Source organism: Citrobacter sp. UYEF32 (assembly GCF_040546205.1).
Lineage (GTDB): Bacteria > Pseudomonadota > Gammaproteobacteria > Enterobacterales > Enterobacteriaceae > Phytobacter > Phytobacter diazotrophicus.
The window spans coordinates 76,896-101,495 of sequence record NZ_JBEPNI010000011.1 but is presented as its reverse complement, the minus strand read 5'-3'; the positions used below and the strand labels follow the sequence as shown (position 1 = coordinate 101,495).

Here is a 24,600-nt window from a genome sequence, read left to right as displayed (position 1 = left end):
AAGGGGTGCTTGTCACCCCTTTTTTTTGCGTATTAACGGAGTGTACGCAGATGTTGATATTTTTCTCGGGAGTCAGATAAAGCGTTGGCTATGCTTTAAGTGGGGTGTTTACGCATCTTGCCTGAAGGTGGGACGGAGCAGAGAGGATGCACATTATGTGCTTGCGCCGTTCAGGTCAAAAAGAATGTCACAGCTGGGCGTATAACCTTGCCGGGAAGGTGTGACAGAGACAACAAGGATTAAACCATGTCTGTTTTTGTAGATAGAGACGTGATTAATGCGCTAATTGAAGGCCATTTTGCAGACCCCTTTTCCGTACTCGGCATGCACCAGACGGAAGCCGGGCTGGAAGTTCGCGCATTATTACCTGATGCGACCGAGGTCTGGGTAATCGAACCCAAAACCGGGCGCAAAGTGGGCAATCTGGATTGCCTTGATTCACGTGGTTTCTTTAGTGGCGTTATGCCGCGCCGCAAAAACCCCTTTCGCTACCAGTTAGCCGTTATCTGGCATGGCCAGCAAAATCTTATCGACGATCCTTACCGCTTTGGTCCATTGATTCAGGATATGGACGCCTGGCTGCTTTCCGAAGGTACCCACCTCAGGCCTTACGAAACGCTGGGCGCACATGCCGATACGATGGACGGCGTAACCGGGACTCGCTTCTCTGTCTGGGCGCCAAACGCCCGCCGTGTTTCCGTGGTCGGGCAATTCAACTACTGGGATGGTCGCCGCCATCCGATGCGCCTGCGTCGTGAAAGCGGTATCTGGGAGCTTTTCATTCCGGGGGCGCACAACGGCCAGCTCTATAAGTTTGAGATGATTGATGCGCATGGCAATCTGCGGATCAAATCTGACCCGTATGCCTTTGAAGCCCAGATGCGCCCGGAAACGGCCTCCATGATTTGCGATCTGCCGGAAAAGGTAGAGCAGACAGAGGCGCGTAAAAAGGCCAATGAGTTTGATGCGCCCATCTCCATCTATGAGGTGCATTTGGGGTCATGGCGTCGCCACACGGACAATAATTTCTGGCTGAGCTACCGCGAGCTGGCGGACCAACTGGTGCCGTATGCAAAATGGATGGGGTTCACCCATCTGGAGCTGCTGCCTGTTAATGAGCACCCGTTTGACGGAAGCTGGGGCTATCAGCCGACGGGTCTCTATGCCCCGACGCGCCGCTTTGGCACCCGCGACGACTTTATCTACTTTATCAAAGCGGCACACGCTGCCGGGTTGAACGTGATTCTGGACTGGGTGCCCGGTCATTTCCCGTCCGATGACTTTGGCCTGGCCGAGTTTGACGGAACCGCGCTCTATGAACACAGCGATCCGCGTGAAGGTTACCATCAGGACTGGAATACCCTGATTTATAACTATGGTCGCCGCGAAGTCAGCAACTATCTGGTGGGCAATGCGCTCTATTGGGTTGAGCGTTTTGGTATTGACGCTCTGCGCGTGGACGCGGTCGCCTCCATGATTTACCGCGATTACAGCCGTAAACAAGGCGAGTGGATCCCCAACGAATTTGGTGGTCGGGAAAACCTTGAGGCCATCGAATTTTTGCGTAGCACCAACCGTATCCTCGGCGAGCAGGTTCCTGGCGCAGTGAGTATGGCAGAAGAGTCCACCGACTTTGCCGGCGTCTCGCGTCCGCCATCACTGGGCGGCCTGGGCTTCTGGTACAAGTGGAACCTCGGCTGGATGCATGACACCCTGGATTACATGAAGCTCGATCCGGTCTATCGCAAACACCATCACGACAAACTCACCTTCGGCATGCTCTACAACTACACGGAAAATTTCGTGTTGCCGCTCTCCCATGACGAAGTGGTACACGGCAAGAAATCCATTCTTGACCGTATGCCCGGCGATGCATGGCAGAAGTTTGCCAACCTGCGCGCGTACTACGCCTGGATGTGGGCCTTCCCCGGTAAAAAACTGCTGTTTATGGGTAACGAGTTTGCGCAAGGGCGTGAGTGGAACCATGACAGTAGCCTCGACTGGCATCTGCTTGAAGGGGGCGATAACTGGCACCACGGCGTGCAGCGTCTGGTGCGGGATATGAACCACGTCTACCGTCATCACAAAGCGTTGCATGAGCTGGATTTCGACCCGTATGGATTTGAATGGCTGGTGGTGGATGACCATGAGAACTCGGTGTTTGTCTTTGTACGTCGCGATAAAGCCGGCAACGAGATCATTGTCGTCAGCAATTTCACACCGGTTCCGCGCCATAACTACCGCTTTGGTATCAACCAGCCGGGGCGCTGGCGTGAAGAGCTGAACACGGACTCGATGCACTACCACGGCAGCAATGCCGGCAATGGCGGTGGTGTACAGAGCGATGAGATCCCGGTGAACGGTAGGGCGCACTCTCTCTCTGTGACGATCCCGCCGCTGGCAACTGTCTGGTTTGTGCGGGAGGGGTGATGACCAAACTGACCGCAGGCAACGCGACGCCACTTGGGGCCCATGTAGAGAGAAATGGCGTGAATTTCACGCTATTTTCAGCACATGCGGAGCGAGTCGAACTGTGCATTTTTGATGACGAAGGCAACGAACAACGTTATGACTTGCCCGCCCGCAGCGGCGATGTCTGGCACGGTTTCCTGGCAGATGCGCGGCCTGGTACGCGTTATGGCTATCGCGTACACGGTCCGTGGGAACCGGGGCAGGGGCATCGCTTTAACCCGGCGAAGTTACTGCTCGATCCCTGTGCGCGCCGTGTCGACGGTGACGTGAAAGACAGCCCATTGCTGCACGGCGGCTATGACGCTCCTGATCCGCATGACAGCGCGGCAATCGCGCCGAAAAGCGTGGTCGTGGATGACGCGTTTGACTGGGGGAATGATGCCGCGCCACGCACGCCATGGGGCAATACGGTCATCTATGAAGCCCATGTCAAAGGATTGACCTGGCTGCACCCGGATTTGCCAGAAGAGATCCGCGGTTCCTATAAAGCCCTTGGTCATCCGGTCATGATCAATCACTTCAAGACGCTGGGTATCACCGCGCTGGAACTGATGCCGGTGGCGCATTTTATCAGCGAGCCGCGTCTGCAACGTCTGGGGTTAAGCAACTACTGGGGCTATAACCCGTTGGCGCTGTTTGCACTTGACCCGCGTTATGCCACCTCTCCTGAGTTAGCCATCAATGAGTTTCGTGAGGCAGTTAAGTCCCTGCATCAAAACGGTATTGAGGTCATCCTCGATATTGTGCTTAACCACAGCGCTGAAATTGACCTGCATGGTCCGACGCTCTCCCTGCGCGGAATTGATAACCGTAGCTATTATTGGATAAGGGGCGACGGTGATTATGAAAACTGGACCGGTTGCGGTAACACCCTGAATTTGAACAACCCAAGCGGCGTGGCCTATACCCTGGCCTGTCTGAAATATTGGGTTGAGACGTTCCATATCGACGGCTTTCGCTTTGATTTGGCAACGGTTATGGGGCGCACGCCGGGATTTAGCCAGCAGGCGCCCTTGTTCGAGGCAATTAAAAACTGCCCGTTACTTTCGCAGGCGAAGCTTATTGCGGAGCCGTGGGACATTGGCGAAGGCGGTTACCAGGTGGGTAATTTCCCGCCCTTATTTGCCGAATGGAATGATCATTTTCGTGATGCTGCCCGCCGCTTCTGGCTGGAGCAGTCACTCTCGCCTGGGGAATTTGCCGGGCGTTTTGCCGCATCCAGCGATATGTTCCGTCGCGAAGGGCGTCTGCCCCACGCGTCGGTCAATCTGGTGACGGCGCATGACGGGTTTACGTTGCGTGACTGCGTGAGTTTCAAACATAAGCATAACGAAGCGAATGGCGAGGAAAATCGCGACGGTACTAACAATAACCACAGTAATAATCATGGTATAGAAGGGTTAAGTAGCAGTCTTGACGTGACAGAAAGGAGGCGAGCAAGCGTCCATGCCCTGTTAACAACACTGCTACTTTCCCAAGGAACACCAATGTTGTTGGCCGGTGACGAGCATGGTCATAGCCAGCACGGTAATAACAACGCTTACTGTCAGGACAATGCGTTGACCTGGCTTGACTGGCAAAACGCAAACAGTGGGCTAATGGCATTTACCGCCGCGTTGATTCACCTTCGCCAGCGCATTCCCGCCTTAACCCGGGATGCATGGTGGGAAGAGGGCGATGGCAACGTGCGTTGGCTTAATCAGGAAGCGCAACCTCTCAGCGTTGCGGAGTGGCAAAGCGGTGTCCACCGCCTGCAAATCCTGCTGTCCGATCGTGTACTGCTGGCGATTAACGGCACGCATGACGTTGCTGAGATTGTGCTACCAGAAGGGGAATGGCGTGCTGTTCCTCCGTTTGCCGGTGAGGATAATCCGGTAGTGATGGCTGTCTGGCATGGGCCCGCGCACGGAGTGTGCGTCTTTGAAAGGTCATAAAAAAGGAGTTAGTCATGGTTAGATTAGATAAGAACGATCCCTTAATGTTAGCGCGCCAGCTGCCATTAAAATCTGTAGCCCTGATACTTGCGGGAGGGCGCGGGACCCGCCTTAAAGATTTGACAAAAAAACGCGCCAAACCCGCGGTTCACTTCGGCGGTAAGTTCCGTATTATCGATTTCGCATTATCCAACTGCATTAACTCCGGTATTCGTCGTATTGGTGTGATCACGCAGTATCAATCCCACACGCTGGTGCAGCATATTCAGCGTGGCTGGTCCTTCTTCAACGAAGAGATGAACGAATTTGTCGATCTGCTACCTGCGCAGCAGCGTGTGCATGGTGAGAGCTGGTATCGCGGCACCGCCGATGCGGTCACGCAGAACCTCGACATCATTCGCCGCTATGGTGCGGAGTACATCGTCATTCTGGCCGGTGACCATATCTATAAGCAGGACTATTCACGCATGCTTATTGATCATGTCGAAAAAGGTGCGCGTTGCACCGTGGCCTGTCTGCCGGTGCCCATCGAAGAGGCAAGCGCGTTTGGCGTTATGGCTGTGGATGAAAACGACAAAGTTATCGAGTTCGTTGAAAAACCCGCCAGCCCGCCTTCTATGCCCAATGACAGCACGAAATCGCTCGCCAGCATGGGGATATATGTTTTCGATGCTGAGTACCTTTACGAGTTGCTTGAACAAGACGACAAGAATGAAAACTCCAGTCACGATTTCGGCAAAGATATCATCCCGCTGATAACCAAGTCTGGCATGGCTTATGCACATCCCTTCCCATTATCCTGTGTGCATTCGGACCCTGACTCAGAACCCTACTGGCGTGACGTAGGAACCCTCGAAGCGTACTGGAAAGCAAACCTCGATCTCGCATCAGTTGTACCTGAACTGGACATGTATGACCGTAACTGGCCAATACGTACCTATAATGAATCTTTACCACCGGCGAAATTTGTTCAGGACAGATCGGGAAGTCACGGTATGACACTGAACTCACTGGTTTCTGGTGGATGTGTGATATCCGGATCGGTAGTGGTGCAATCGGTATTGTTCTCACGGGTACGTGTGAATTCGTTCTGCAATATCGACTCTGCAGTTCTTTTACCGGAGGTCTGGGTCGGACGCTCCTGTCGCTTGCGGCGTTGCGTTATTGACCGGGCCTGTGTCATCCCGGAAGGGACGATCATTGGTGAAAACGCAGAAGAGGACGCCCGCCGGTTCTACCGCTCCGAAGAGGGCATCGTACTGGTGACGCGCGAAATGCTGCGTAAATTGCAACAAGAGTAACAGCATCGAGATAACCTTGCGCGGAAGGGGTCCGCGCGCTGTTTTTCCCGCTAGCGCCCGCTAAGTGTTAGCGGTTTTGACAGGAGCGATAATGCAGGTTTTACATGTATGTTCTGAGATGTTTCCGTTGCTGAAGACCGGTGGTCTGGCTGATGTTATTGGCGCATTGCCTGCGGCGCAAATTGCCGATGGCGTTGATACGCGCGTTTTGCTGCCTGCATTCCCGGATGTTCGTCGCGGCGTGACTGATGCTCAAGTGGTCTCGCGGCGGGATACATTTGCTGGTCGTATTTCATTGCTGTTCGGACATTTCAACGGGGTGGGGATCTACTTAATTGATGCGCCGCATCTTTACGATCGTCCCGGGAGCCCGTATCACGATACCAATCTTTTTGCTTATACCGATAACGTTCTGCGTTTTGCCTTGCTTGGCTGGGTCGGCGCAGAGATGGCCAGCGGGCTGGACCCGTTCTGGCGGCCCGATATCGTCCATGCCCACGACTGGCATGCAGGGCTGGCGCCCGCTTATCTGGCGGCGAAGGGGAGACCGGCGAAGTCTGTGTTCACGGTACATAACCTGGCTTATCAGGGGATGTATTACGCGCAACATATGAGTGAAATACAGTTGCCATCGTCGTTCTTTAATATGCATGGGCTGGAATTCAACGGACAGATCTCTTTCCTGAAAGCCGGTCTCTATTACGCCGATCATATTACGGCGGTCAGCCCAACCTACGCTCGCGAAATTACCGAGCCGCAGTTTGCCTACGGCATGGAGGGGCTGCTGCGTCAGCGGCAAGTTGAAGGGCGCCTGTCCGGTATTCTGAACGGCGTGGATGAAAAAATTTGGGATCCGGCAACAGACCTGCTGCTTTCATCGCGTTATACGCGGGATACGCTGGAGGAAAAAGCGGAGAACAAACGCCAGCTACAGATCGCCATGGGGCTGAAAGTGAACGACAAAGCGCCGCTTTTTGCGGTAGTGAGTCGCTTAACCAGCCAGAAAGGGTTGGATTTGGTGCTGGAGGCATTACCCGGTTTGCTGGAGCAAGGCGGGCAACTGGCGCTACTTGGTGCGGGCGATCCGGTTCTGCAGGAAGGTTTCCTTGCGGCGGCGGCGGAACATCCAGGGCAAGTCGGCGTGCAAATTGGGTATCACGAGGCGTTTTCACATCGCATTATGGGCGGGGCGGATGTCATCCTGGTTCCGAGCCGTTTTGAGCCGTGTGGGTTAACGCAACTTTATGGATTGAAGTACGGCACGTTGCCGTTAGTTCGTCGCACGGGCGGGCTGGCGGATACCGTGACCGATAGCTCATTGGAGAATTTGGCAGATGGAATCGCCAGTGGTTTTGTATTTGAAGACAGTAATGCCTGGTCGCTGCTTCGCGCGATTCGGCGTGCTTTCGTGTTGTGGTCCCGTCCCTCTCTCTGGCGTTTTGTTCAGCGCCAGGCGATGGGCATGGATTTTAGCTGGCAGGTCGCCGCGCAATCCTATCGCGATCTTTACTATCGGTTGAAATAGTTTTCCAGGAATCACTTGTATGAATGCACCTTTTACATATGCATCACCCACACTGAGCATCGAAGCGTTAAAACATTCGATCGCCTACAAGCTGATGTTTACCATTGGTAAAGATCCGGTCATCGCCAACAAACATGAGTGGCTGAACGCCACGCTGTTTGCGGTGCGTGACCGCCTGGTAGAACGCTGGTTACGTTCCAACCGTGCACAGCTCTCTCAGGAAATGCGCCAGGTTTACTACCTGTCGATGGAGTTTTTGATTGGCCGCACCCTTTCCAACGCCTTGTTGTCATTAGGTATTTATGACGATGTCAAAAACGCTCTGGAAGAGATGGGGCTGGATCTGGAAGAGCTGATTGACGAAGAAAACGACCCAGGATTGGGTAACGGGGGGTTAGGGCGTCTTGCGGCCTGCTTCCTGGATTCTCTGGCAACGCTGGCGCTGCCTGGACGCGGTTATGGTATTCGCTACGACTACGGCATGTTCAAGCAGAACATTGTTGATGGCCGGCAAAAAGAGTCCCCGGATTACTGGCTGGAATACGGTAACCCATGGGAATTCAAACGCCATAACACCCGCTACAAAGTGCGTTTTGGCGGACGCGTGCAGCAGGAAGGCAAAAAGTCTAACTGGCTGGAGACCGAAGAGATTTTGGCCGTGGCCTACGATCAAATTATTCCTGGCTACGATACCGACGCGACCAACACCCTGCGGTTGTGGAATGCGCAGGCGAGTAGCGAAATCAACCTGGGTAAATTTAACCAGGGTGACTATTTTGCGGCGGTGGAAGATAAAAACCACTCCGAAAACGTATCTCGCGTGCTCTACCCGGATGACTCGACCTATTCTGGCCGGGAGTTGCGCCTGCGTCAGGAGTACTTCCTGGTGTCGGCAACCGTTCAGGATATTTTGAGCCGCCATTACCAGCTCCACAAAACCTACGCCAATCTGGCGGAGAAAACCGCGATTCACCTGAACGATACCCACCCGGTATTGTCGATCCCTGAATTGATGCGTCTGCTGATTGATGAGCATAAATTCTCATGGGATGAAGCGTTCGAGGTGACCTGCCAGGTGTTCTCCTACACCAACCACACGCTGATGAGCGAAGCGCTGGAAACCTGGCCGATTGATATGCTCGGTAAGATCCTGCCGCGCCACCTGCAAATCATCTTTGAAATTAATGACTACTTCCTGAAAACCATTCAGGAACAGTACCCTAACGATATTGGCCTGCTGAGTCGTGTGTCGATTATCGATGAGTCGAACGGGCGTCGCGTGCGCATGGCGTGGCTGGCCGTGGTGGTGAGCCATAAAGTGAATGGCGTGTCTGAATTGCACTCCAACCTGATGGTGCAGTCCCTGTTTGCCGATTTCGCCAACATTTTCCCGATGCGCTTTACGAACGTGACCAACGGTGTCACACCGCGTCGCTGGCTGGCACTGGCGAACCCGCCGCTGTCAGGCGTGCTGGATGAGAATATTGGCCGCACCTGGCGTACCGATCTGAGCCAGCTCAGCGAGCTGGAACAGCATATCGACTACCCGACGGTGAACCAGGCGATTCGCCATGCCAAGCTGGAGAACAAAAAGCGTCTGGCGGCGGTAATAGGCCAGCAGCTTAATGTGGTGGTCAACCCGAAAGCGCTCTTCGATGTGCAGATCAAACGTATCCACGAATATAAGCGTCAGTTGATGAATGTGCTGCACGTGATCACCCGCTACAACCGTATCAAAGCAGATCCAACCGCAGAATGGGTACCACGCGTCAATATCTTCGCCGGTAAAGCGGCGTCGGCGTACTACATGGCGAAGCACATCATTCACCTTATCAATGATGTGGCGGCGGTGATCAATAACGATCCGCAGATTGGCGATAAGCTGAAAGTGGTCTTTATTCCCAACTACAGCGTGAGTCTCGCGCAGGTGATCATTCCGGCGGCGGATCTTTCTGAGCAGATCTCGCTGGCAGGGACGGAAGCGTCCGGCACCAGTAACATGAAGTTTGCCCTCAATGGCGCGTTGACCATCGGTACGCTGGACGGTGCGAACGTAGAAATGCTTGAGCATGTGGGGGCGGATAACATCTTCATTTTTGGTAATACCGCCGAAGAAGTTGAAGAGCTGCGCCGTAAAGGCTATTCGCCGCGTGAATACTACGAAAAAGATGAGGAGCTGCATCAGGTACTGACGCAAATTGCGACCGGCCTGTTCAGCCCGAATGAGCCAGGTCGTTATCGCGATCTCGTGGATTCGCTGATTAACTTTGGCGACCATTATCAGGTACTGGCCGATTTCCGCAGCTACGTTGACTGTCAGGACAAAGTAGACGAGCTCTATCGTAACCCGGAAGAGTGGACCATGAAGGCGATGCACAACATCGCTAATATGGGCTACTTCTCATCTGACCGAACGATTCAGGAGTATGCCGAGCAGATCTGGCATATCGATCCGGTACGCCTGTAAGTCACCTTCGTTTTCGCCATAAATATCTCACGGAGCCCCAGGGCTCCGTTTTTTTTCAGAATATGCAGGGGGATGAGCTGCCAGGCCGCGCCTTTATAATTGGCCGACAAACAAGGATGAGGTGGCAGGATATGGGATTCGGATGGTGGGTAAGATCGCTTTTATTGATGTTTATTGGCGTTCCGTTGTTAGCACATGGCGCGGCGGCGGCGTGTCTATTTGTCCAGGAGTTACTCAAAAAAGCGCTTATTGCGCTGGATCTTTCACGCTCATTTGCGAATGGTGATATCGCCACATGTGTGTTTTACGCATTGGGTGGCGTCATGATGTTTCTTATGGGCTGGCTGTGGGCGCGCTTTACCCAACCGAAAGAGAACAATGCCTTACGCCAGAGTTTGTTACTGCTGCCTGCGCTGCTCGTATTGCTGTGCTGGATAGTCATTATGCAGCGGTCTGGCCTGGGCTTTAGCAGCCGCTGGTTCGGGATAATGTTTAAACTCGGTCTACCCTGGATGGGCATTAACCTTATTGCGCTGTTAACCGGCTGGTTTTGGGCGATGGTGATTATCCCGGTGGGTACCCAGGCCTGCTTTACCCTCGGCTGTTACTGGCGTCATCGCTACGCGCCCGATTCTCGCGCCTCGCTTTGCTTGCGAAATCTGCTGGTGTTAGCGCTGATTATATTGAGTCTGGTGGCCTGCTGGCAGGCGGCGTTACGACAGAAGAAATTCCCTCGGGTAACAAGTGAGCATGCCGTCAGTGAATCTCTTGATCGCTGGGATTATTACCCTGACAGGCCCAATAACAAACTCACGGCGTTGCGCGGTGCCGCTCCTTTTACCTTCGCGGACAAACACCCACGCCTTGATGGTGCGACCGCAGCCTACCCGCTATACGCCTCGGCCTTCTTTGCGCTGAACCGTTTCCCGCAAGACATGACCTCTTATGGTATTCAGGCCTGCTGCCTGTCCCTGTCACGCACGCCAGACGCCTATAAAAATATTATTGCCGATAAAGCCGATATCATCTTTGTCGCCCAACCTTCTGAGGGGCAGAAAAAGCGGGCACAGGCGGCGAACGTCAATCTGACCTACACGCCGTTTGCTCGTGAAGCCTTTGTGTTCATTACACATGCCGATAACCCTGTCGACAGTCTGACTCAGCAGCAGGTGCGCGACATTTTCAGTGGCAAAACGACACGCTGGAGCGACGTGGGCGGTGACGCGCGTGATATCGAAGTCTGGCAACGGCCGGAAGATTCCGGAAGTCAGTCCACGATGCTGGCGAAAGTAATGAAAGAGACGCCCATGCTGCCGCCAAAAGAGACCGAAGTGGCGAGGGGAATGGGGGGCGTGATCCGTAAAGTGGCTGAGTACCAAAACAGCAAAGGGGCAATCGGTTACACCTTCCGCTACTATGCCACGAAGATGAATGCCAATGCGGGTATCAAGTTATTAGCCATCGATGGCGTCGCGCCGACGAAAGAGAACATTCGTAACGAGACATACCCTTTCGTTGTGGATGTTTACATGGTGACGCGTGAAAACCCAACGGCGGAAACGCAAAAGCTGGTGGCGTGGTTTTTAAGCCCGCAGGGGCAGGCGCTGGTGGAGGATGTGGGGTACGTGCCGTTGCACAGTCCGGCAAACTAGTATCTCTAAAAGAACCCCGCTGAAAGCGCGTCAGCGGGGGCATTCAAGATTAAGAGGCCAGCGATAATTCCGCTTTGCTGTGGCGGGTCAGCCACTGCGCCACACGGGACTGCTCCTCGGCATTGAGCCACATGCCCAGTTTGGTACGACGCCAGATAGCATCGTCCAGACGGCGCACCCATTCGTGCTCAACAAGGTAACGCAGTTCGGCTTCGTAAAGCTCATGGCCGAAATGCTCGCCCAGGTCTTCAATTGAGCCTGCCTGCCCCAGAATCAGCTCGCTGTTGCTGCCGTAAGTCCGGGCATAATGGCGGGCCAGCGACTCGGTAATGAACGGGTAACGACGACGCAGTTTCGCGGCGTAGTCATCGCGATCGCCCCCCAGCTCCCCGCCAGGCAATACACAGTTTTTGGTCCAGGCCGGGCCGATACCTTCATAGTAGGAGGCCAGTTTTTCCATCGCATGTTCAGCCAGCTTGCGGTAGGTCGTAAGCTTGCCGCCAAAGACGGACAGCAGCGGCGCTTTACCGTCCTGATCGTGAATATCCAGCGTGTAGTCGCGAGTGATTGCCTGTGGGGAGTCGGACTCATCGTCACACAGCGGGCGCACGCCGGAGTAAGTCCAGACAATGTCATTGCGCGTCAGTTGCTTTTTAAAGTGCGCGTTATAGACCTTCAACAGGTAATTCACTTCACTTTCGTCGATTTCGACGTTTTTCGGGTCGCCTTTATATTCCACATCGGTTGTACCAATGATGGAGAACTCATCCATCCACGGGATCACGAAGACGATACGTTTATCTTCGTTTTGCAGAATATAAGCCTGCTTCTGTGAATGAACGCGTGGCACCACGATATGGCTGCCTTTGATCAGACGAATGCCATACGGAGACGGCAAATGCATCCCGTCATCAAAGAACTGTTTAACCCATGGGCCGGTGGCATTGACCAGACCGCGTGCTTGCCAGCTAAATTTTTCCCCGGTGTCGATATCTTCCGCTTCAACAATCCACAAACCGTTTTCACGTTTTGCTGAGACAGCGCGCGTACGGGTACGCACTTCGCCGCCTTTTTTCACAACCATCTGCGCATTCGCCAGGACCATACGGGCATCATCGACCCAACAGTCAGAATATTCGAAACCGCGCACGATTTCAGGTTTGAGGACCGATTCTGAGCCAAAACGCAAACTTTGCGATCCGGGTAAACTGGTGCGTTTACCCAGGTTGTCGTACATAAAAAGACCGATACGGATCATCCATGCCGGACGTAAGTGCGGGCGATGCGGTAAGCGGAAACGCATCGGAAAGGCGATGTGCGGTGCCATTTTTAACAGCACTTCGCGCTCGGCCAGCGCCTCGCTAACCAGCCGAAACTCATAGTGTTCAAGGTAGCGCAGGCCACCGTGAATCAATTTTGAGCTGGCGCTGGAAGTTGCGCAAGCTAAGTCCTGGGCTTCCAGCATCAGCACGGATAAACCTCGCCCGGCGGCGTCTGCCGCGATACCGGCACCGTTGATGCCCCCGCCAATAACGATCAGATCTTTGGTTTCCATGCTGCCCTCACGCGCTTTCGTTAAAGCTCACAAATGTTCGATATCGCTCATAATAGCAAAAGATCGCGCTTTTGGTAACATCAGAAAAACAATTTAGAGTGATATACATAACATAATGGTGTTTCTCCGCCTGGAGGACGTACACTAAGCGGTAAACTTATGTTGCCTGTTTTTTCCTCCCTGAACGTGTGGAAAGGAAGCAGGCGTACCACCTGCCATACGAAAAAGAAAAGAGATCAGAATGGATCAATTTGTCTGTATTAATGTTGAAGAGGCCCACCAGAAACTGCAGCTTAAGCAGGCGGTAATGGTTGATATTCGTGACCCACAAAGCTATGCGATTGGCCACACGCCGGGCGCTTTTCATTTAACAAACGACACCCTCGGTGCGTTTATGCGCGAAACCGACTTCGATACCCCGGTGATGGTGATGTGCTATCACGGCAACAGCAGTAAAGGCGCGGCGCAATACCTGCTCCAGCAAGGCTATGATGCGGTATTCAGTGTTGATGGCGGCTTTGATGCCTGGCACCGTCACTTTCCAGCGGAAGTCGAGCAGGGATCCCTTTAGAGAGTGAAGACTCTGCCGCTATACTGTGCTCTTTTCCAGGGACAAAGCGACCGCCTGCCATGTTGATGATTACATCATTTACCAATCCGCGTATCGCCCAGGCGTTTGTTGATTACATGCAAACCCAGGGCGTCATTCTTACCATTCAACACCACTCACAATGCGATATCTGGCTGGCGGACGAAAGCCAGGCAGAGCGCGTGAAAGCTGAACTGGCGCGTTTTCTGGAAAACCCCACCGATCCGCGTTATCTCGCCGCAAGCTGGCAATCTGGCGAGACGGGCAGCGGTTTGCAGTACCGTGGTTTTACCCTGCGCGCGGCGCTGAGGGAACGGGGTGGGCCAATGACTCTCGCTGTCTTCGCGGCCTGCGTCCTGGTCTTTATTTTGATGAGTCTGTATAGCGATCAGGATGTGATGGTCTGGCTTGCCTGGCCCTACGATGCCTCGGTGCAATTTGAAGCCTGGCGTTATTTTAGCCATGCGCTAATGCACTTTTCGCTGGTTCATATCATCTTTAACCTGTTCTGGTGGTGGTATCTTGGCGGAACGGTGGAAAAACGCCTGGGAAGCGGCAAGCTGGTGGTAATCACCCTTATCAGCGCGTTACTGAGCGGCTTTTTACAGTACAAACTGGCTGGCCCGTGGTTTGGCGGTTTGTCAGGTGTGGTCTATGCATTGATTGGTTATGTGTGGCTACGTGGTGAGCTGGACCCGCAACGCCCGGTCTGGCTTCCTCGTGGACTGGCTATTTTTACGGTCGTGTTACTGGTTGCTGACTGGTTTGGCATCTCAGCAGTGGATACGGCTATCGGCGCACACACCGGCGGGCTGTTGATTGGCCTTGCGATGGCGCTGGTAGATACATTGAATGCGCGAAAACGAACATAATTATCCAGAGACATTTCATGAAACAAACACAACGTCATGACGCGATCATTGAACTGGTTAAACAGCAGGGATATGTCAGCACGGAAGAACTGGTAGAGCAATTCTCGGTAAGTCCGCAGACTATTCGCCGCGATCTGAACGATCTGGCCGATCAAAACAAAATCCTGCGCCACCACGGGGGGGCCGCGCTACCTTCCAGCTCCGTCAATACCTCCTGGCACGATCGTAAGGCGACGCAAACGGCAGAAAAAGAACGGATTGCCCGTAAAGTGGCCAGTCAGATCCCAAATGGCGCAACGTTGTTTATTGATATTGGCACCACCCCGGAAGCCGTGGCGCACGCGCTCCTCGATCACAGCGATTTACGCGTGGTGACGAACAACCTCAACGTGGCGAACACGCTGCTGAAAAAAGAAGATTTCCGCGTCATCCTCGCTGGCGGTGAGTTGCGTAGCCGTGACGGTGGGATTGTCGGCGAAGCCACGCTGGACTTTATTTCTCAGTTCCGTCTGGACTTCGGCATTCTTGGCATCAGCGGCATTGACGCTGATGGTTCGCTGCTGGAGTTTGACTATCATGAAGTGCGCACCAAACGGGCGATCATTGAAAACTCGCGCCATGCGATGCTGGTGGTGGATCACTCGAAGTTTGGACGCAACGCGATGGTCAACATGGGCAGTATCAGTATGGTCAATGCCGTGTACACCGACATCATGCCACCCGCTGGCGTCATGCAGGTGATCACCAGTAATAACGTCCAGTTAGAGTTATGCTAAGCAGTCGCGTCGGGCGGCGTTGCGCAGCCCGACCAGATACTCAGACACCGTACCCCATCATTTTCAGCAGCCGCTGGGCATGCAATACGGCATCCTGACGGTGGGCAACCCCCAGCTTCTGATACAAATTACGGATATGCGTTTTAATGGTAGTCGCCGCCACGGCGAGTTCACCGGCGATCTGCTCATTGCTGTAGCCTGAGTAGATAAGCCCCAATACCTGCCACTCTCGCTGGGTTAGCGGACTGGTGCGGATCAACTCCGGCACTTCCGGATGGTTCAGCAAGCGTTCAACGAAGCTCTCGTCAAAATGGGCGAACTTATGCCGGTGATGCTGGTTGATGTCACGCAGAATACGCTGCGCGCGGTGCTGGTCCAGTTCCGGCAGTGTATTGAGTTGAATGAGCTGACGCAGTTGCTGCGCCATGGCCTCGCCCTCAATAACAAAGTGGCTGATAAACCCGGTGCGGTTGGCCAGTTGCAGTGCCTCAAGCAGCACGCGCTGTGCGTCGTTTTTACGCCCGGACTGCCAGTACAACTGATTCAGTAACAGCAGGTTGCGGTTCAAATCACTCATCAGGCGCAAGCTGCGGGCATTCTCGTTGAGCTCTTCAAGCACCATTTCAGCCGGGTCGAAATCGCCAAGCAGAATTTGCGCTCTGGCGATATTGCGCCACTGCCCTTGCAGGAAGTGGTTATTGGCGAATTCGGGTTTAGGCGTCTGGCGAAGCCACTGCTCTGCTGATTTACGATCGCCCGTCATGTTCCAGTAAATCACCCGGACTTTATCGGCGTTCGACACCCAGTCGCTGTGATACTGGCCGTTACCCAGCAAGTTCTCCAGACGGTGTAAATGCGCGCGAGCATTATCCAGGTCACCGCGAGCCAGCGAATTTTGAATCACCAGCGCCAGACACTGTAACTGTTGCTGCGGCTGGAAGGAGGCGAGAACCTCCATCCCCTGGCGAGCGGCGGCTTCGGATTCGTCAAGACGTGCCCAGGCCCAGAGTAATTGCGAACGAATGCGCAGTAAGAACTCGTGCATCGGCAACTGCTCAAGGTGCTGTTCGCGCACCAGAACAAAGCCTTTTTCCTGGGTCTCCCAGGCAGCCTGCAAGAACCCTTGTGCAAACAGAATTTCGCTCTGCTGAATCAGGCTCCACAAGGCGTAATGCCACACGTCATGGCGGCGCGCCATCTGCTCGGTTTGCTGCATCAACGCCAGCGAGTTGGTCAGTTGCCCTTTGCAGTGCAGCACTTCACCGTGTACCGACGTGGCGACAATACGGCTGTAGTAATTGGCAAGCGGCAGTTCATCGAGCGCCACCATCGCCAGGCGTTCCGCTTCGGCGGCGTCGCCATCATTGATCGCGACCTGCGCGCGCAATGCGTTGAAATCACCGTGCAGGGAGGCGTCCATTTGGGTGGTCATCTCCTGTTCGGCACGGGCCAGCAAGGTATTCACTTCGCTGTAGCGATGCTGGCTTTGCATCAGCCAGGCCTGTAGCAGCACCAGGCGCGGGTTCTCCAGGAGGCTCTCCCACGGTAGCGCTTTCAGCGAGGCTTCCAGCAGGCTGAGTTCGCTATGGTTGAATAAGCCCCAGGCGTGATGCAGCAGAATGTCCCGTAACATAATGCCGTCGCCCGCCGCCAGCGCGTGGTGGATGGCTTCGCTGGGGAATCCCTGTGCCATCCAGCTTTCTGCCGCCGCGCGATGAATTTCCGGTAGTTCAGTCGCCAGTTCCCACTGGCAGCGCTGGCGCAGGAAATTGCCGAACAGCGGGTGGTAGCTGAACCATTCGCCGGAGTCATCCATGCGCTGCAGGAACAATCCCTGGCGCTCAATTTCTTCCAGCCGCATCTGACCATTTTCTTCGCCGGTGACACGGACAATCAGCGCATCGTTCATCGAGCGCAATAGCGAACTTTTCAGTAAGAACAGACGCGTGCTGGCATCGACATTATCCAGCACCTCATCCACCAGATAATCGGACAGATGGCTGGCGTTGATCCCCGCCAGACGACGAGCGGATTGCTGCGCGGCACTGTGATTCTGGCGTACGGAAAGGGCAATGAGTTGGAGCGCGGTGGCCCAGCCGGCAACGTCATCACACAGACGGCTGCTCTCTGCCGCTTCGATGGGGGAAGTCAGGCGGCAATCAAAAAATTGCTTCGCTTCCTGATGATTAAAGGCCAGTTGGTGGCTGCCGATCTCCAGCAGTTGTTCACGTACGCGCAGATTGGCAATGCCTAACTGCGGTAAATTGCGCGACAGCACAATCAGCGTCAGGTTTTCCGGCTGATGGCGCAAGAAGAAACGCATGGCTTCATGAATCACCGGGTTGGTGATGAGGTGGTAGTCATCTATCACCAGATAGAGCGCGCGTTGCCACTCTGCCAGCTCAATAAACAACTGAGCAAAGAGGGAGGAGAGGCTGGCGTACTGGCGTTTTTGCGCCATTGCCTCACTGGTGACGCAATGCCCACCCGTGGCCTGTTGAATAGCAGCAATGAAATAGCTGGCAAAACGTTCCTGCTGGTTGTCGCCTTCATCCAGCGAAAACCAGCCCACGTCATTTTTACCGGAAGCCCATTGGGAAATGAGCGTTGTTTTTCCGTACCCAGCAGGGCTAGTGATCAGCGCAAGCCGAAAATTGTTCGCGCCGGAAAGTTTAGCCAACAGACGCTCACGAACGACAGTATGGTCGAGGCGTACCGGGCGACTTAATTTAGACGGAATCAACATAGTTATCACTTCACTGTGAGGACAAAGGGGAAAAACGATTTTTTTTGCGCTTCGTAATTAATATAAATAAGGTCGGATAAATTCCGAATTATTGCAAGTTATGTCCGGATCTGACGATTGTGAATTTGCACTATGTCACATTTCTATTTGAGTTGCGAAAAAAGAGACAGCACCCGTGGCGAAAGGGTATGCAGCCCGATTTGCAGCAAAACGCGTCAAAATAAGGCGAAATAGTTTTGCATCTTTTGGGGGCTTTGGTGAAATATTTCCCAAAACGGCGAGGTAATCGCACAAATAGCAAAAGGCGAAATTATCATTTAAGAAAATATTATTTACTCAAATTATGTTGATGCCGCGAGTGATAATTTCCCTGAAACAATATTTCAATTCTTTGACATTCTCCCCCCGTTATCCCCACGGTAAGTGAACGACGCATCGCCGTGTTTTTTCCTCCCGCTTGAAACAGTAAATGCTTGAAGAATGCTTAAAAAAACAGCTAACTTTAGGTGGCAGAGATCACACTTTTCGCTCATCCCTGCTGCTCCTCCCCGTTGAATCCCTGGCAGGATGAGGAAGTCGTTTCATGAGCCTGGCACACTAGCGCTAACGTTGTTTTTTCAATTACAGGATCCGAATTTTCTATGTCAAAGCCCACGTTTAACAAAGCGCAATTTGAGGCGGCCCTGACGCGTCAGTGGCAACATTTTGGTTTGCACACAGCCCAGGAGATGACATCTCGCCAGTGGTGGCAGGCCGTTAGCGGCGCGCTGGCAGAATTGCTGGTGGCACAGCCGCTGGCTAAACCGGCGAAAAACCAGCGTCATGTAAACTACATTTCAATGGAATTTCTGATTGGCCGCCTGACAGGTAACAACTTGCTCAACCTTGGTTGGTATCAAGAGGTGAGCGATATTCTGCAGGAAAGCGGTATCAATCTGAGCGATCTGCTGGAAGAAGAAACCGACCCGGCGCTGGGTAACGGTGGGTTAGGGCGTCTGGCGGCGTGCTTCCTGGACTCGATGGCAACGGTAGGCCAGTCTGCCACCGGCTATGGCCTGAACTATCAGTATGGCTTGTTCCGTCAGTCTTTTGACGATGGTCAGCAGAAAGAGGCGCCGGATGACTGGCAGCGTCGCAGCTACCCCTGGTTTAGCCATAATGCGCAATTGAACGTGCAGGTGGGCATTGGCGGTAAAGTGAGTAAAGACGGCCACTGGACGCCGGAATTTACGATTGTCGGCGAAGCCTGGGATTTACCGGTACTGGGTTATCGTAACGGCGTAGCGCAGCCGCTGCGACTGTGGCAGGCGACCCATGCGCACCCGTTCGATCTGACCAAATTCAACGACGGTGATTTCCTGCGTGCCGAGCAGCAGGGTATCGATGCAGAAAAACTGACCAAGGTGCTCTACCCGAATGACAACCACCAGGCGGGCAAGAAGCTGCGTCTGATGCAGCAATATTTCCAGTGTGCCTGCTCCGTGGCGGACATTCTGCGTCGTCATCACCTGGCCGGGCGCAAAATTGCCCAGTTGCCGGACTTTGAAGTTATCCAGCTTAACGATACGCATCCGACCATTGCGATCCCGGAAATGTTGCGCGTGCTGATTGATGAACATCAACTGAGCTGGGATGACGCCTGGGCTATTACCAGCAAAACCTTCGCCTACACCAACCATACGCTGATGCCGGAAGCGCTGGAGTGCTGGGATGAAAAACTGGTAAAAGCGCTGCTGCCGCGCCATATGCAAATCATCAAACAGATTAACGATCGCTTTAAGGTACTGGTTGAGCAAACCTGGCCTGGCGATGAGGACGTGTGGGCGAAACTGGCGGTGGTGCACAACAAACAGGTGCGGATGGCCAATATGTGTGTCGTTGGCGGCTTTGCGGTGAACGGCGTTGCGGCACTGCACTCAGATTTAGTCGTCAAAGATCTGTTCCCGGAATATCACCAACTGTGGCCGACGAAATTCCACAATGTCACTAATGGTATTACGCCGCGTCGCTGGATTAAACAGTGCAACCCGGCGCTGGCGGCATTACTGGATAAGTCGCTGAAAAATGAGTGGGCGAACGATCTCGACCAGCTTATTAATCTGGAGAAATTTGCCGACGACGCGAAATTCCGCGCGCAATATCGCGCTATCAAACAGGAAAATAAGGTGCAGCTTGCGGCGTTCGTCAAAGCGCGTACTGGCATTGAGATCAATCCGCATGCGCTGTTTGATATTCAAATCAAACGCCTGCATGAATATAAACGCCAGCATCTGAACCTGCTGCATATTGTGGCGCTGTATAAAGAGATTCGTGAAAATCCGCAGGCAGACCGCGTACCACGCGTATTCCTCTTCGGTGCGAAAGCCGCGCCGGGCTACTACCTTGCGAAAAATATCATTTACGCCATCAATAAAGTGGCTGCTGTAATCAATAACGATAAGACGGTGGGCGATAAGCTGAAAGTGGTTTTCCTGCCGGATTATTGCGTTTCGGCGGCGGAACGTCTTATCCCGGCGGCAGATGTGTCTGAACAAATTTCTACCGCAGGTAAAGAGGCCTCGGGTACCGGCAATATGAAGCTGGCGCTGAACGGTGCGCTCACCGTCGGAACCCTTGACGGTGCCAACGTGGAGATTGCCGAGCAGGTTGGCGATGAGAACATCTTCATCTTCGGTCATACCGTGGAAGAGGTGAAGGCGTTGAAAGCCAAAGGCTACGATCCGGTGAAATGGCGTAAGAAAGACAAGCTGTTGGATGCGGTGCTCAAAGAACTTGAGAGCGGCAAATACAGCGAGGGCGACAAGCATGCGTTCGACCAGATGCTGCACAGCATCGGTAAGCAGGGCGGCGATCCCTATCTGGTTCTGGCGGATTTCGCCGCCTACGTTGAAGCGCAAAAACGGGTTGATACGCTCTATCGCGATGAAGAAGCCTGGACGAGGGCTACAATATTGAATACCGCACGTTGCGGCATGTTCAGTTCGGATCGTTCGATCCGTGATTACCAAACACGTATCTGGCAGGCAAAACGCTAAGGAAACGCCATAGTGAGCAAACGTCTTGATAATGCCGCACTGGCGGCGGGAATTAGCCCGGATTACATCAATGCGCATGGCAAACCACAGTCTATTGGTGCGGAAACCAAACGACGTTTGCTTGACGCTATGCACGCTGTTACCGCGACATCTGTCGCGGTAACGCCGGTCCCGAATGTGCTGGTGCACACCCAGGGAAAGAAGAAGTCATTGCCGATTGAGGGAAACGGTACTTTCAACTGGATAATCACCACCGAAGACGGTCAGCAGCATAAAGGCCTGGTCGACGCAGGGAAAAACCTCACCCTGCCAACGAAGTTACCGCAGGGGTATCACACCCTGACGCTGCGGCAAAGTGAGCAGAGCTGGCATTGTCGCTTAATTGTTACCCCAAAGCGCTGCTATGAACCGCAGGCGCTGCTGGAAGGGAAAAAACTCTGGGGGGCGTGTGTACAGCTTTATACCTTGCGTTCTGAGCGTAACTGGGGGATCGGCGATTTTGGCGATCTGAAAGTCATGCTGGGCGAGGTGGGGCAGCGCGGTGGCGCGTTCATCGGCCTGAACCCTATTCACGCCCTCTATCCGGCCAACCCGGAAAGCGCCAGCCCCTACAGCCCTTCATCTCGCCGCTGGCTGAATATCATTTATATCGATGTTAATGCGGTAGAAGATTTTCAGTTGAGCAAAGAGGCGCAGGCGTGGTGGAAACTCCCTACGACGCGCAAGGCGCTGGATGCCGCTCGCGACGCGGAGTTTGTCGATTACGCAGGTGTGACCGCCCTCAAACTGGCGGCATTACGCCTGGCCTGGGTGCAGTTTTCACAGCGTAAAGATGATGACGATTTGCGCGCTGCGTTTCACGCCTTCGTGAAGGAAGAGGGGGAAAGTCTGTACTGGCAGGCGGCATTTGATGCGCTACATGCCAACCAGGTGAAAGAAGATCCGCTACGTTGGGGCTGGCCTGCCTGGCCGGAAGATTTTCAGTCAACCGACAGCCCGGCGGTTAAAGCCTTTTGCGAAAGCCATGCCGATGAAGTGAACTTTTACCTGTGGTTGCAGTGGCTGGCGTATACGCAATTTGCCGAGTGCTGGCAGGAGAGCCAGGGCCACAATATGCCTATTGGGTTGTACCGGGATCTCGCCGTGGGCGTTGCCGAAGGCGGTTCGGAAACCTGGTGCGATCGTGAGTTGTACTGCTTGAAAGCCTCTGTGGGGGCACCGCCGGATATTCTCGGCCCGCTGGGGCAAAACTGGGGATTGCCGCCGATGGACCCGCACATTATTGCCGCGCGCGCTTACGAACCCTTTATTGAGCTGCTGCGCGCCAATATGAAAAGCTGTGGCGCGCTGCGTATCGATCATGTGATGTCGATGCTGCGCCTGTGGTGGATCCCCTATGGCGAAACGGCAGATCACGGGGCGTATGTGCAGTACCCGGTGGACGACCTGTTGTCGATCCTTGCACTGGAAAGTCAGCGTCATCAGTGCATGGTCATTGGCGAAGATTTGGGGACGGTGCCGGTGGAGATCGTCAGCAAGCTGCGCGACAGCGGCGTTTACTCCTACAAAGTCCTCTATTTTGAAAATGACCACGAGAAGCGCTACCGTGCTCCTAAAGCTTACCCGGCACAGTCAATGGCGGTGGCGACCACTCATGATTTGCCGACGCTGCGGGGATACTGGGAAAGTGGTGACCTGACGCTCGGTAAAACGCTGGGTCTGTACCCGGATGAAGTGGTGCTGCGTGGGCTGTATCTCGATCGCGAACTGGCAAAACAGGGGCTGCTGGATGCGCTCCACGCCCATGGTTGTTTGCCAAAACGGGTAGGGCATAAAGCCTCACGTATGCCAATGAGTGCGGTACTTAATCGTGGTATGCAACGCTATATCGCTGACAGCAATAGTGCGTTGCTTGGGCTGCAGCCGGAAGACTGGCTGGATATGGCCGGACCGGTGAACATTCCGGGCACCAGCTACCAGTACAAAAACTGGCGGCGTAAGCTCGCCGTGTCACTGGAAAAAATGTTTGCCGATGAGAACGTCAACAAGCTGATTAAAGACCTGGATAAACGCCGGAAAGCGGCAGGGAAGAAGTAAATACAAAGAACCCGCCACTCGGCGGGTTCTCTTTTTAACAACCAGTTGGACGGTAGAACTTACACCACCATTCCCAGCAGCAGACAGCCAACCAGACCGCAGACAGAGATAATGGTCTCCAGTGCGGACCAGGACTTCATGGTTTCCCCGATGGTCAGGTTGAAGTACTCCTTGAACAACCAGAAGCCTGGATCGTTCACGTGAGAGAAAATCACGCTACCGGAACCAACCGCGATAACCATCAGCTCAGGGCTCACGCCAGTGGTGGCAATCAGCGGCGCAACAATCCCGCCTGCGGTAATGGCTGCAACGGTTGCAGAACCCAGCGCGATACGCAGTACAGCGGCAATTGACCACGCCATAAAGATTGGCGAGATGTTGGTTTCATGCATCAGCGAAGCGATGTATTTATCCACGCCGCTATCAACCAGAACCTGTTTGAATGCGCCGCCACCGCCGATGATCAACAGCATCATGGCAATGATTTTGATTGAGCTGGTCAGCGTTTCGTTGATGTCGTCCATGGAACGACCACGGTTCAGGCCGAAGGTGAAGACGGCAATCAGTACCGCAATGAGGGTCGCCATCACCGGATCGCCGAAGAACTCAGCGTAAGGCAGAATCGCATGGCCTTTCGGCAGCAGCATCTCTGCAACCGCACGCAGCGCCATCAGTACCACCGGTACCAGAGAGGTCCAGACGCTGACGCCAAAGCCCGGCATTTCTTCTTCGGTAAAGGTTTTCTTGTTGTACAGCCCTTCAGGAATCGGCTTGTCGATGCCTTTCAGGAAGCGAGCATAGACCGGGCCGGCCAGAATCACTGTCGGGATACCGAGCAGCGTACCGTAGAGCAGCGTTTTACCCATGTCTGCATGGAAAATGGTAGCGATTGCGGTCGGGCCAGGGTGTGGAGGCAGGAAACCGTGAGTAACGGAAAGCGCGGCCGCCATCGGGACACCCACATACAGTAGCGGGATACGGGCTGCGGCAGCGATAGTGAAAACCAGCGGCAGCAACAGGACGAAGCCCACTTCATAGAACAGCGCAAAACCCACGGTAAAGCCGGTCAGTACGACGGCCCACTGAATGTGTTTTTCGCCAAATTTTGCAATCAGCGTTGTGGCGATGCGTTGTGCGCCGCCGCAGTCTGCCAGCAGTTTACCCAACATGGCGCCGAAGCCCATGATCAGCGCAAGGCTGCCCAGCGTTCCGCCTACACCGGCTTTGATAGATTTGATAACTGCGTCCAGAGGCATGCCCTGCATCATACCGACGGCGAGTGCCACCAGGATCAGAGCGATAAATCCGTTCAATTTGAAGCGGATCATTAATAACAACAACAAGACTACACCGATAGCAACGATGACTAATGGCATGATTTACCTGGCCTTAATTTGTTATGGGTAACGTCAGTTTTTCAGCGGTTATTGCAGGTTTTAGCCCTGTAAAAACGAAGCGCTGGAGTACCGATATGCCTTACATCCACTTTTTAAAAGGATAGCTGGATGTTTTTATATTTTTGGTACTGGCACAGATGATACGGGTAACATTCATGAAAAGAGAATCACCCGGCGGGTCA

At 53.9% G+C, this 24,600-nt stretch carries 14 protein-coding genes; 11 read left to right on the top strand and 3 right to left on the bottom strand.

The features are described from left to right. Positions 1-246 precede the first annotated feature (246 nt). The 6 genes from glgB to ABIB59_RS24495 all read left to right on the top strand — a co-directional run bounded on the left by glgB (position 247) and on the right by ABIB59_RS24495 (position 11,351). Positions 247-2,430 (top strand): 1,4-alpha-glucan branching enzyme, encoded by a 2,184-nt coding sequence (gene glgB / locus ABIB59_RS24520; protein WP_041851357.1) that lies wholly within the window; start codon positions 247-249, stop codon positions 2,428-2,430. Beyond that, positions 2,430-4,406, top strand: a complete 1,977-nt coding sequence (gene glgX / locus ABIB59_RS24515; RefSeq protein WP_354037387.1) for a glycogen debranching protein GlgX — start codon at positions 2,430-2,432, stop codon at positions 4,404-4,406. Before glgB ends, glgX begins: the two co-directional genes overlap by 1 nt. A 14-nt stretch (positions 4,407-4,420) precedes the next feature. After that, the gene (gene glgC / locus ABIB59_RS24510) at positions 4,421-5,707 is read left to right on the top strand and encodes a glucose-1-phosphate adenylyltransferase (RefSeq protein WP_041851359.1); all 1,287 of its coding nucleotides are present in this window, start codon (positions 4,421-4,423) and stop codon (positions 5,705-5,707) included. 91 nt (positions 5,708-5,798) lie between these two features. Next, positions 5,799-7,232 carry a glycogen synthase GlgA gene (gene glgA / locus ABIB59_RS24505; protein ID WP_041851360.1) on the top strand — a complete coding sequence of 478 codons (1,434 nt, stop codon included), beginning with the start codon at positions 5,799-5,801 and terminating at the stop codon, positions 7,230-7,232. A gap of 19 nt (positions 7,233-7,251) precedes the next feature. Then, positions 7,252-9,699, top strand: a complete 2,448-nt coding sequence (glgP, locus tag ABIB59_RS24500) for a glycogen phosphorylase (RefSeq protein ID WP_041851361.1) — start codon at positions 7,252-7,254, stop codon at positions 9,697-9,699. A 131-nt stretch (positions 9,700-9,830) separates the two neighbouring features. Next, positions 9,831-11,351, top strand: coding sequence for a PstS family phosphate ABC transporter substrate-binding protein (locus ABIB59_RS24495; RefSeq protein WP_317077273.1), 1,521 nt, complete (start codon positions 9,831-9,833; stop codon positions 11,349-11,351). Between the two features lie 49 nt (positions 11,352-11,400). On the opposite strand, the gene glpD is transcribed toward ABIB59_RS24495, so the two are convergent. Next, positions 11,401-12,906, bottom strand: a complete 1,506-nt coding sequence (gene glpD, locus ABIB59_RS24490; RefSeq protein WP_041851363.1) for a glycerol-3-phosphate dehydrogenase — start codon at positions 12,904-12,906, stop codon at positions 11,401-11,403. Between the two features lie 241 nt (positions 12,907-13,147). On the opposite strand from glpD, the gene glpE reads away from it, so the two are divergent. Genes glpE through ABIB59_RS24475 form a run of 3 tightly spaced genes read left to right on the top strand, consistent with a single transcriptional unit; the run spans position 13,148 to position 15,143 of the window. Further along, positions 13,148-13,477: a thiosulfate sulfurtransferase GlpE gene (glpE, locus tag ABIB59_RS24485; RefSeq protein WP_041851364.1), complete on the top strand. Its 330-nt coding sequence runs from the start codon at positions 13,148-13,150 to the stop codon at positions 13,475-13,477. Positions 13,478-13,536: 59 nt separating this feature from the next. Next, the gene (glpG, locus tag ABIB59_RS24480; protein WP_354037383.1) at positions 13,537-14,367 is read left to right on the top strand and encodes a rhomboid family intramembrane serine protease GlpG; all 831 of its coding nucleotides are present in this window, start codon (positions 13,537-13,539) and stop codon (positions 14,365-14,367) included. Between the two features lie 17 nt (positions 14,368-14,384). After that, positions 14,385-15,143 (top strand): DeoR/GlpR family transcriptional regulator, encoded by a 759-nt coding sequence (locus tag ABIB59_RS24475; protein WP_041851366.1) that lies wholly within the window; start codon positions 14,385-14,387, stop codon positions 15,141-15,143. A gap of 40 nt (positions 15,144-15,183) precedes the next feature. Here ABIB59_RS24475 and malT read toward each other — a convergent pair whose 3' ends face one another. Then, positions 15,184-17,889: an HTH-type transcriptional regulator MalT gene (malT, locus tag ABIB59_RS24470; RefSeq protein ID WP_041851367.1), complete on the bottom strand. Its 2,706-nt coding sequence runs from the start codon at positions 17,887-17,889 to the stop codon at positions 15,184-15,186. A gap of 641 nt (positions 17,890-18,530) precedes the next feature. On the opposite strand from malT, the gene malP reads away from it, so the two are divergent. Together malP and malQ are read left to right on the top strand one after the other, a co-directional pair. After that, on the top strand, positions 18,531-20,924 hold the full coding sequence (gene malP, locus ABIB59_RS24465) for a maltodextrin phosphorylase (RefSeq protein ID WP_107223566.1): 2,394 nt from the start codon (positions 18,531-18,533) through the stop codon (positions 20,922-20,924). 9 nt (positions 20,925-20,933) lie between these two features. Continuing rightward, positions 20,934-23,021, top strand: a complete 2,088-nt coding sequence (malQ, locus tag ABIB59_RS24460; RefSeq protein ID WP_354037410.1) for a 4-alpha-glucanotransferase — start codon at positions 20,934-20,936, stop codon at positions 23,019-23,021. 59 nt (positions 23,022-23,080) lie between these two features. Here the strand turns inward: malQ and gntT are convergent, their stop codons facing one another. Next, positions 23,081-24,397, bottom strand: coding sequence for a gluconate transporter (gene gntT / locus ABIB59_RS24455; RefSeq protein WP_041851370.1), 1,317 nt, complete (start codon positions 24,395-24,397; stop codon positions 23,081-23,083). Positions 24,398-24,600: the final 203 nt, after the last annotated feature.

Coding starts and splice junctions, on each gene's coding strand:
- glpE (WP_041851364.1), top strand. CDS start 13,148: ATGGATCAATTTGTCTGTATTAATGTTGAAGAGGCCCACCAGAAACTG.
- glgB (WP_041851357.1), top strand. CDS start 247: ATGTCTGTTTTTGTAGATAGAGACGTGATTAATGCGCTAATTGAAGGC.
- gntT (WP_041851370.1), bottom strand. CDS start 24,397: ATGCCATTAGTCATCGTTGCTATCGGTGTAGTCTTGTTGTTGTTATTA.
- ABIB59_RS24475 (WP_041851366.1), top strand. CDS start 14,385: ATGAAACAAACACAACGTCATGACGCGATCATTGAACTGGTTAAACAG.
- glgX (WP_354037387.1), top strand. CDS start 2,430: ATGACCAAACTGACCGCAGGCAACGCGACGCCACTTGGGGCCCATGTA.
- ABIB59_RS24495 (WP_317077273.1), top strand. CDS start 9,831: ATGGGATTCGGATGGTGGGTAAGATCGCTTTTATTGATGTTTATTGGC.
- glgC (WP_041851359.1), top strand. CDS start 4,421: ATGGTTAGATTAGATAAGAACGATCCCTTAATGTTAGCGCGCCAGCTG.
- malP (WP_107223566.1), top strand. CDS start 18,531: ATGTCAAAGCCCACGTTTAACAAAGCGCAATTTGAGGCGGCCCTGACG.
- glpD (WP_041851363.1), bottom strand. CDS start 12,906: ATGGAAACCAAAGATCTGATCGTTATTGGCGGGGGCATCAACGGTGCC.
- glpG (WP_354037383.1), top strand. CDS start 13,537: ATGTTGATGATTACATCATTTACCAATCCGCGTATCGCCCAGGCGTTT.
- glgA (WP_041851360.1), top strand. CDS start 5,799: ATGCAGGTTTTACATGTATGTTCTGAGATGTTTCCGTTGCTGAAGACC.
- malT (WP_041851367.1), bottom strand. CDS start 17,889: ATGTTGATTCCGTCTAAATTAAGTCGCCCGGTACGCCTCGACCATACT.
- glgP (WP_041851361.1), top strand. CDS start 7,252: ATGAATGCACCTTTTACATATGCATCACCCACACTGAGCATCGAAGCG.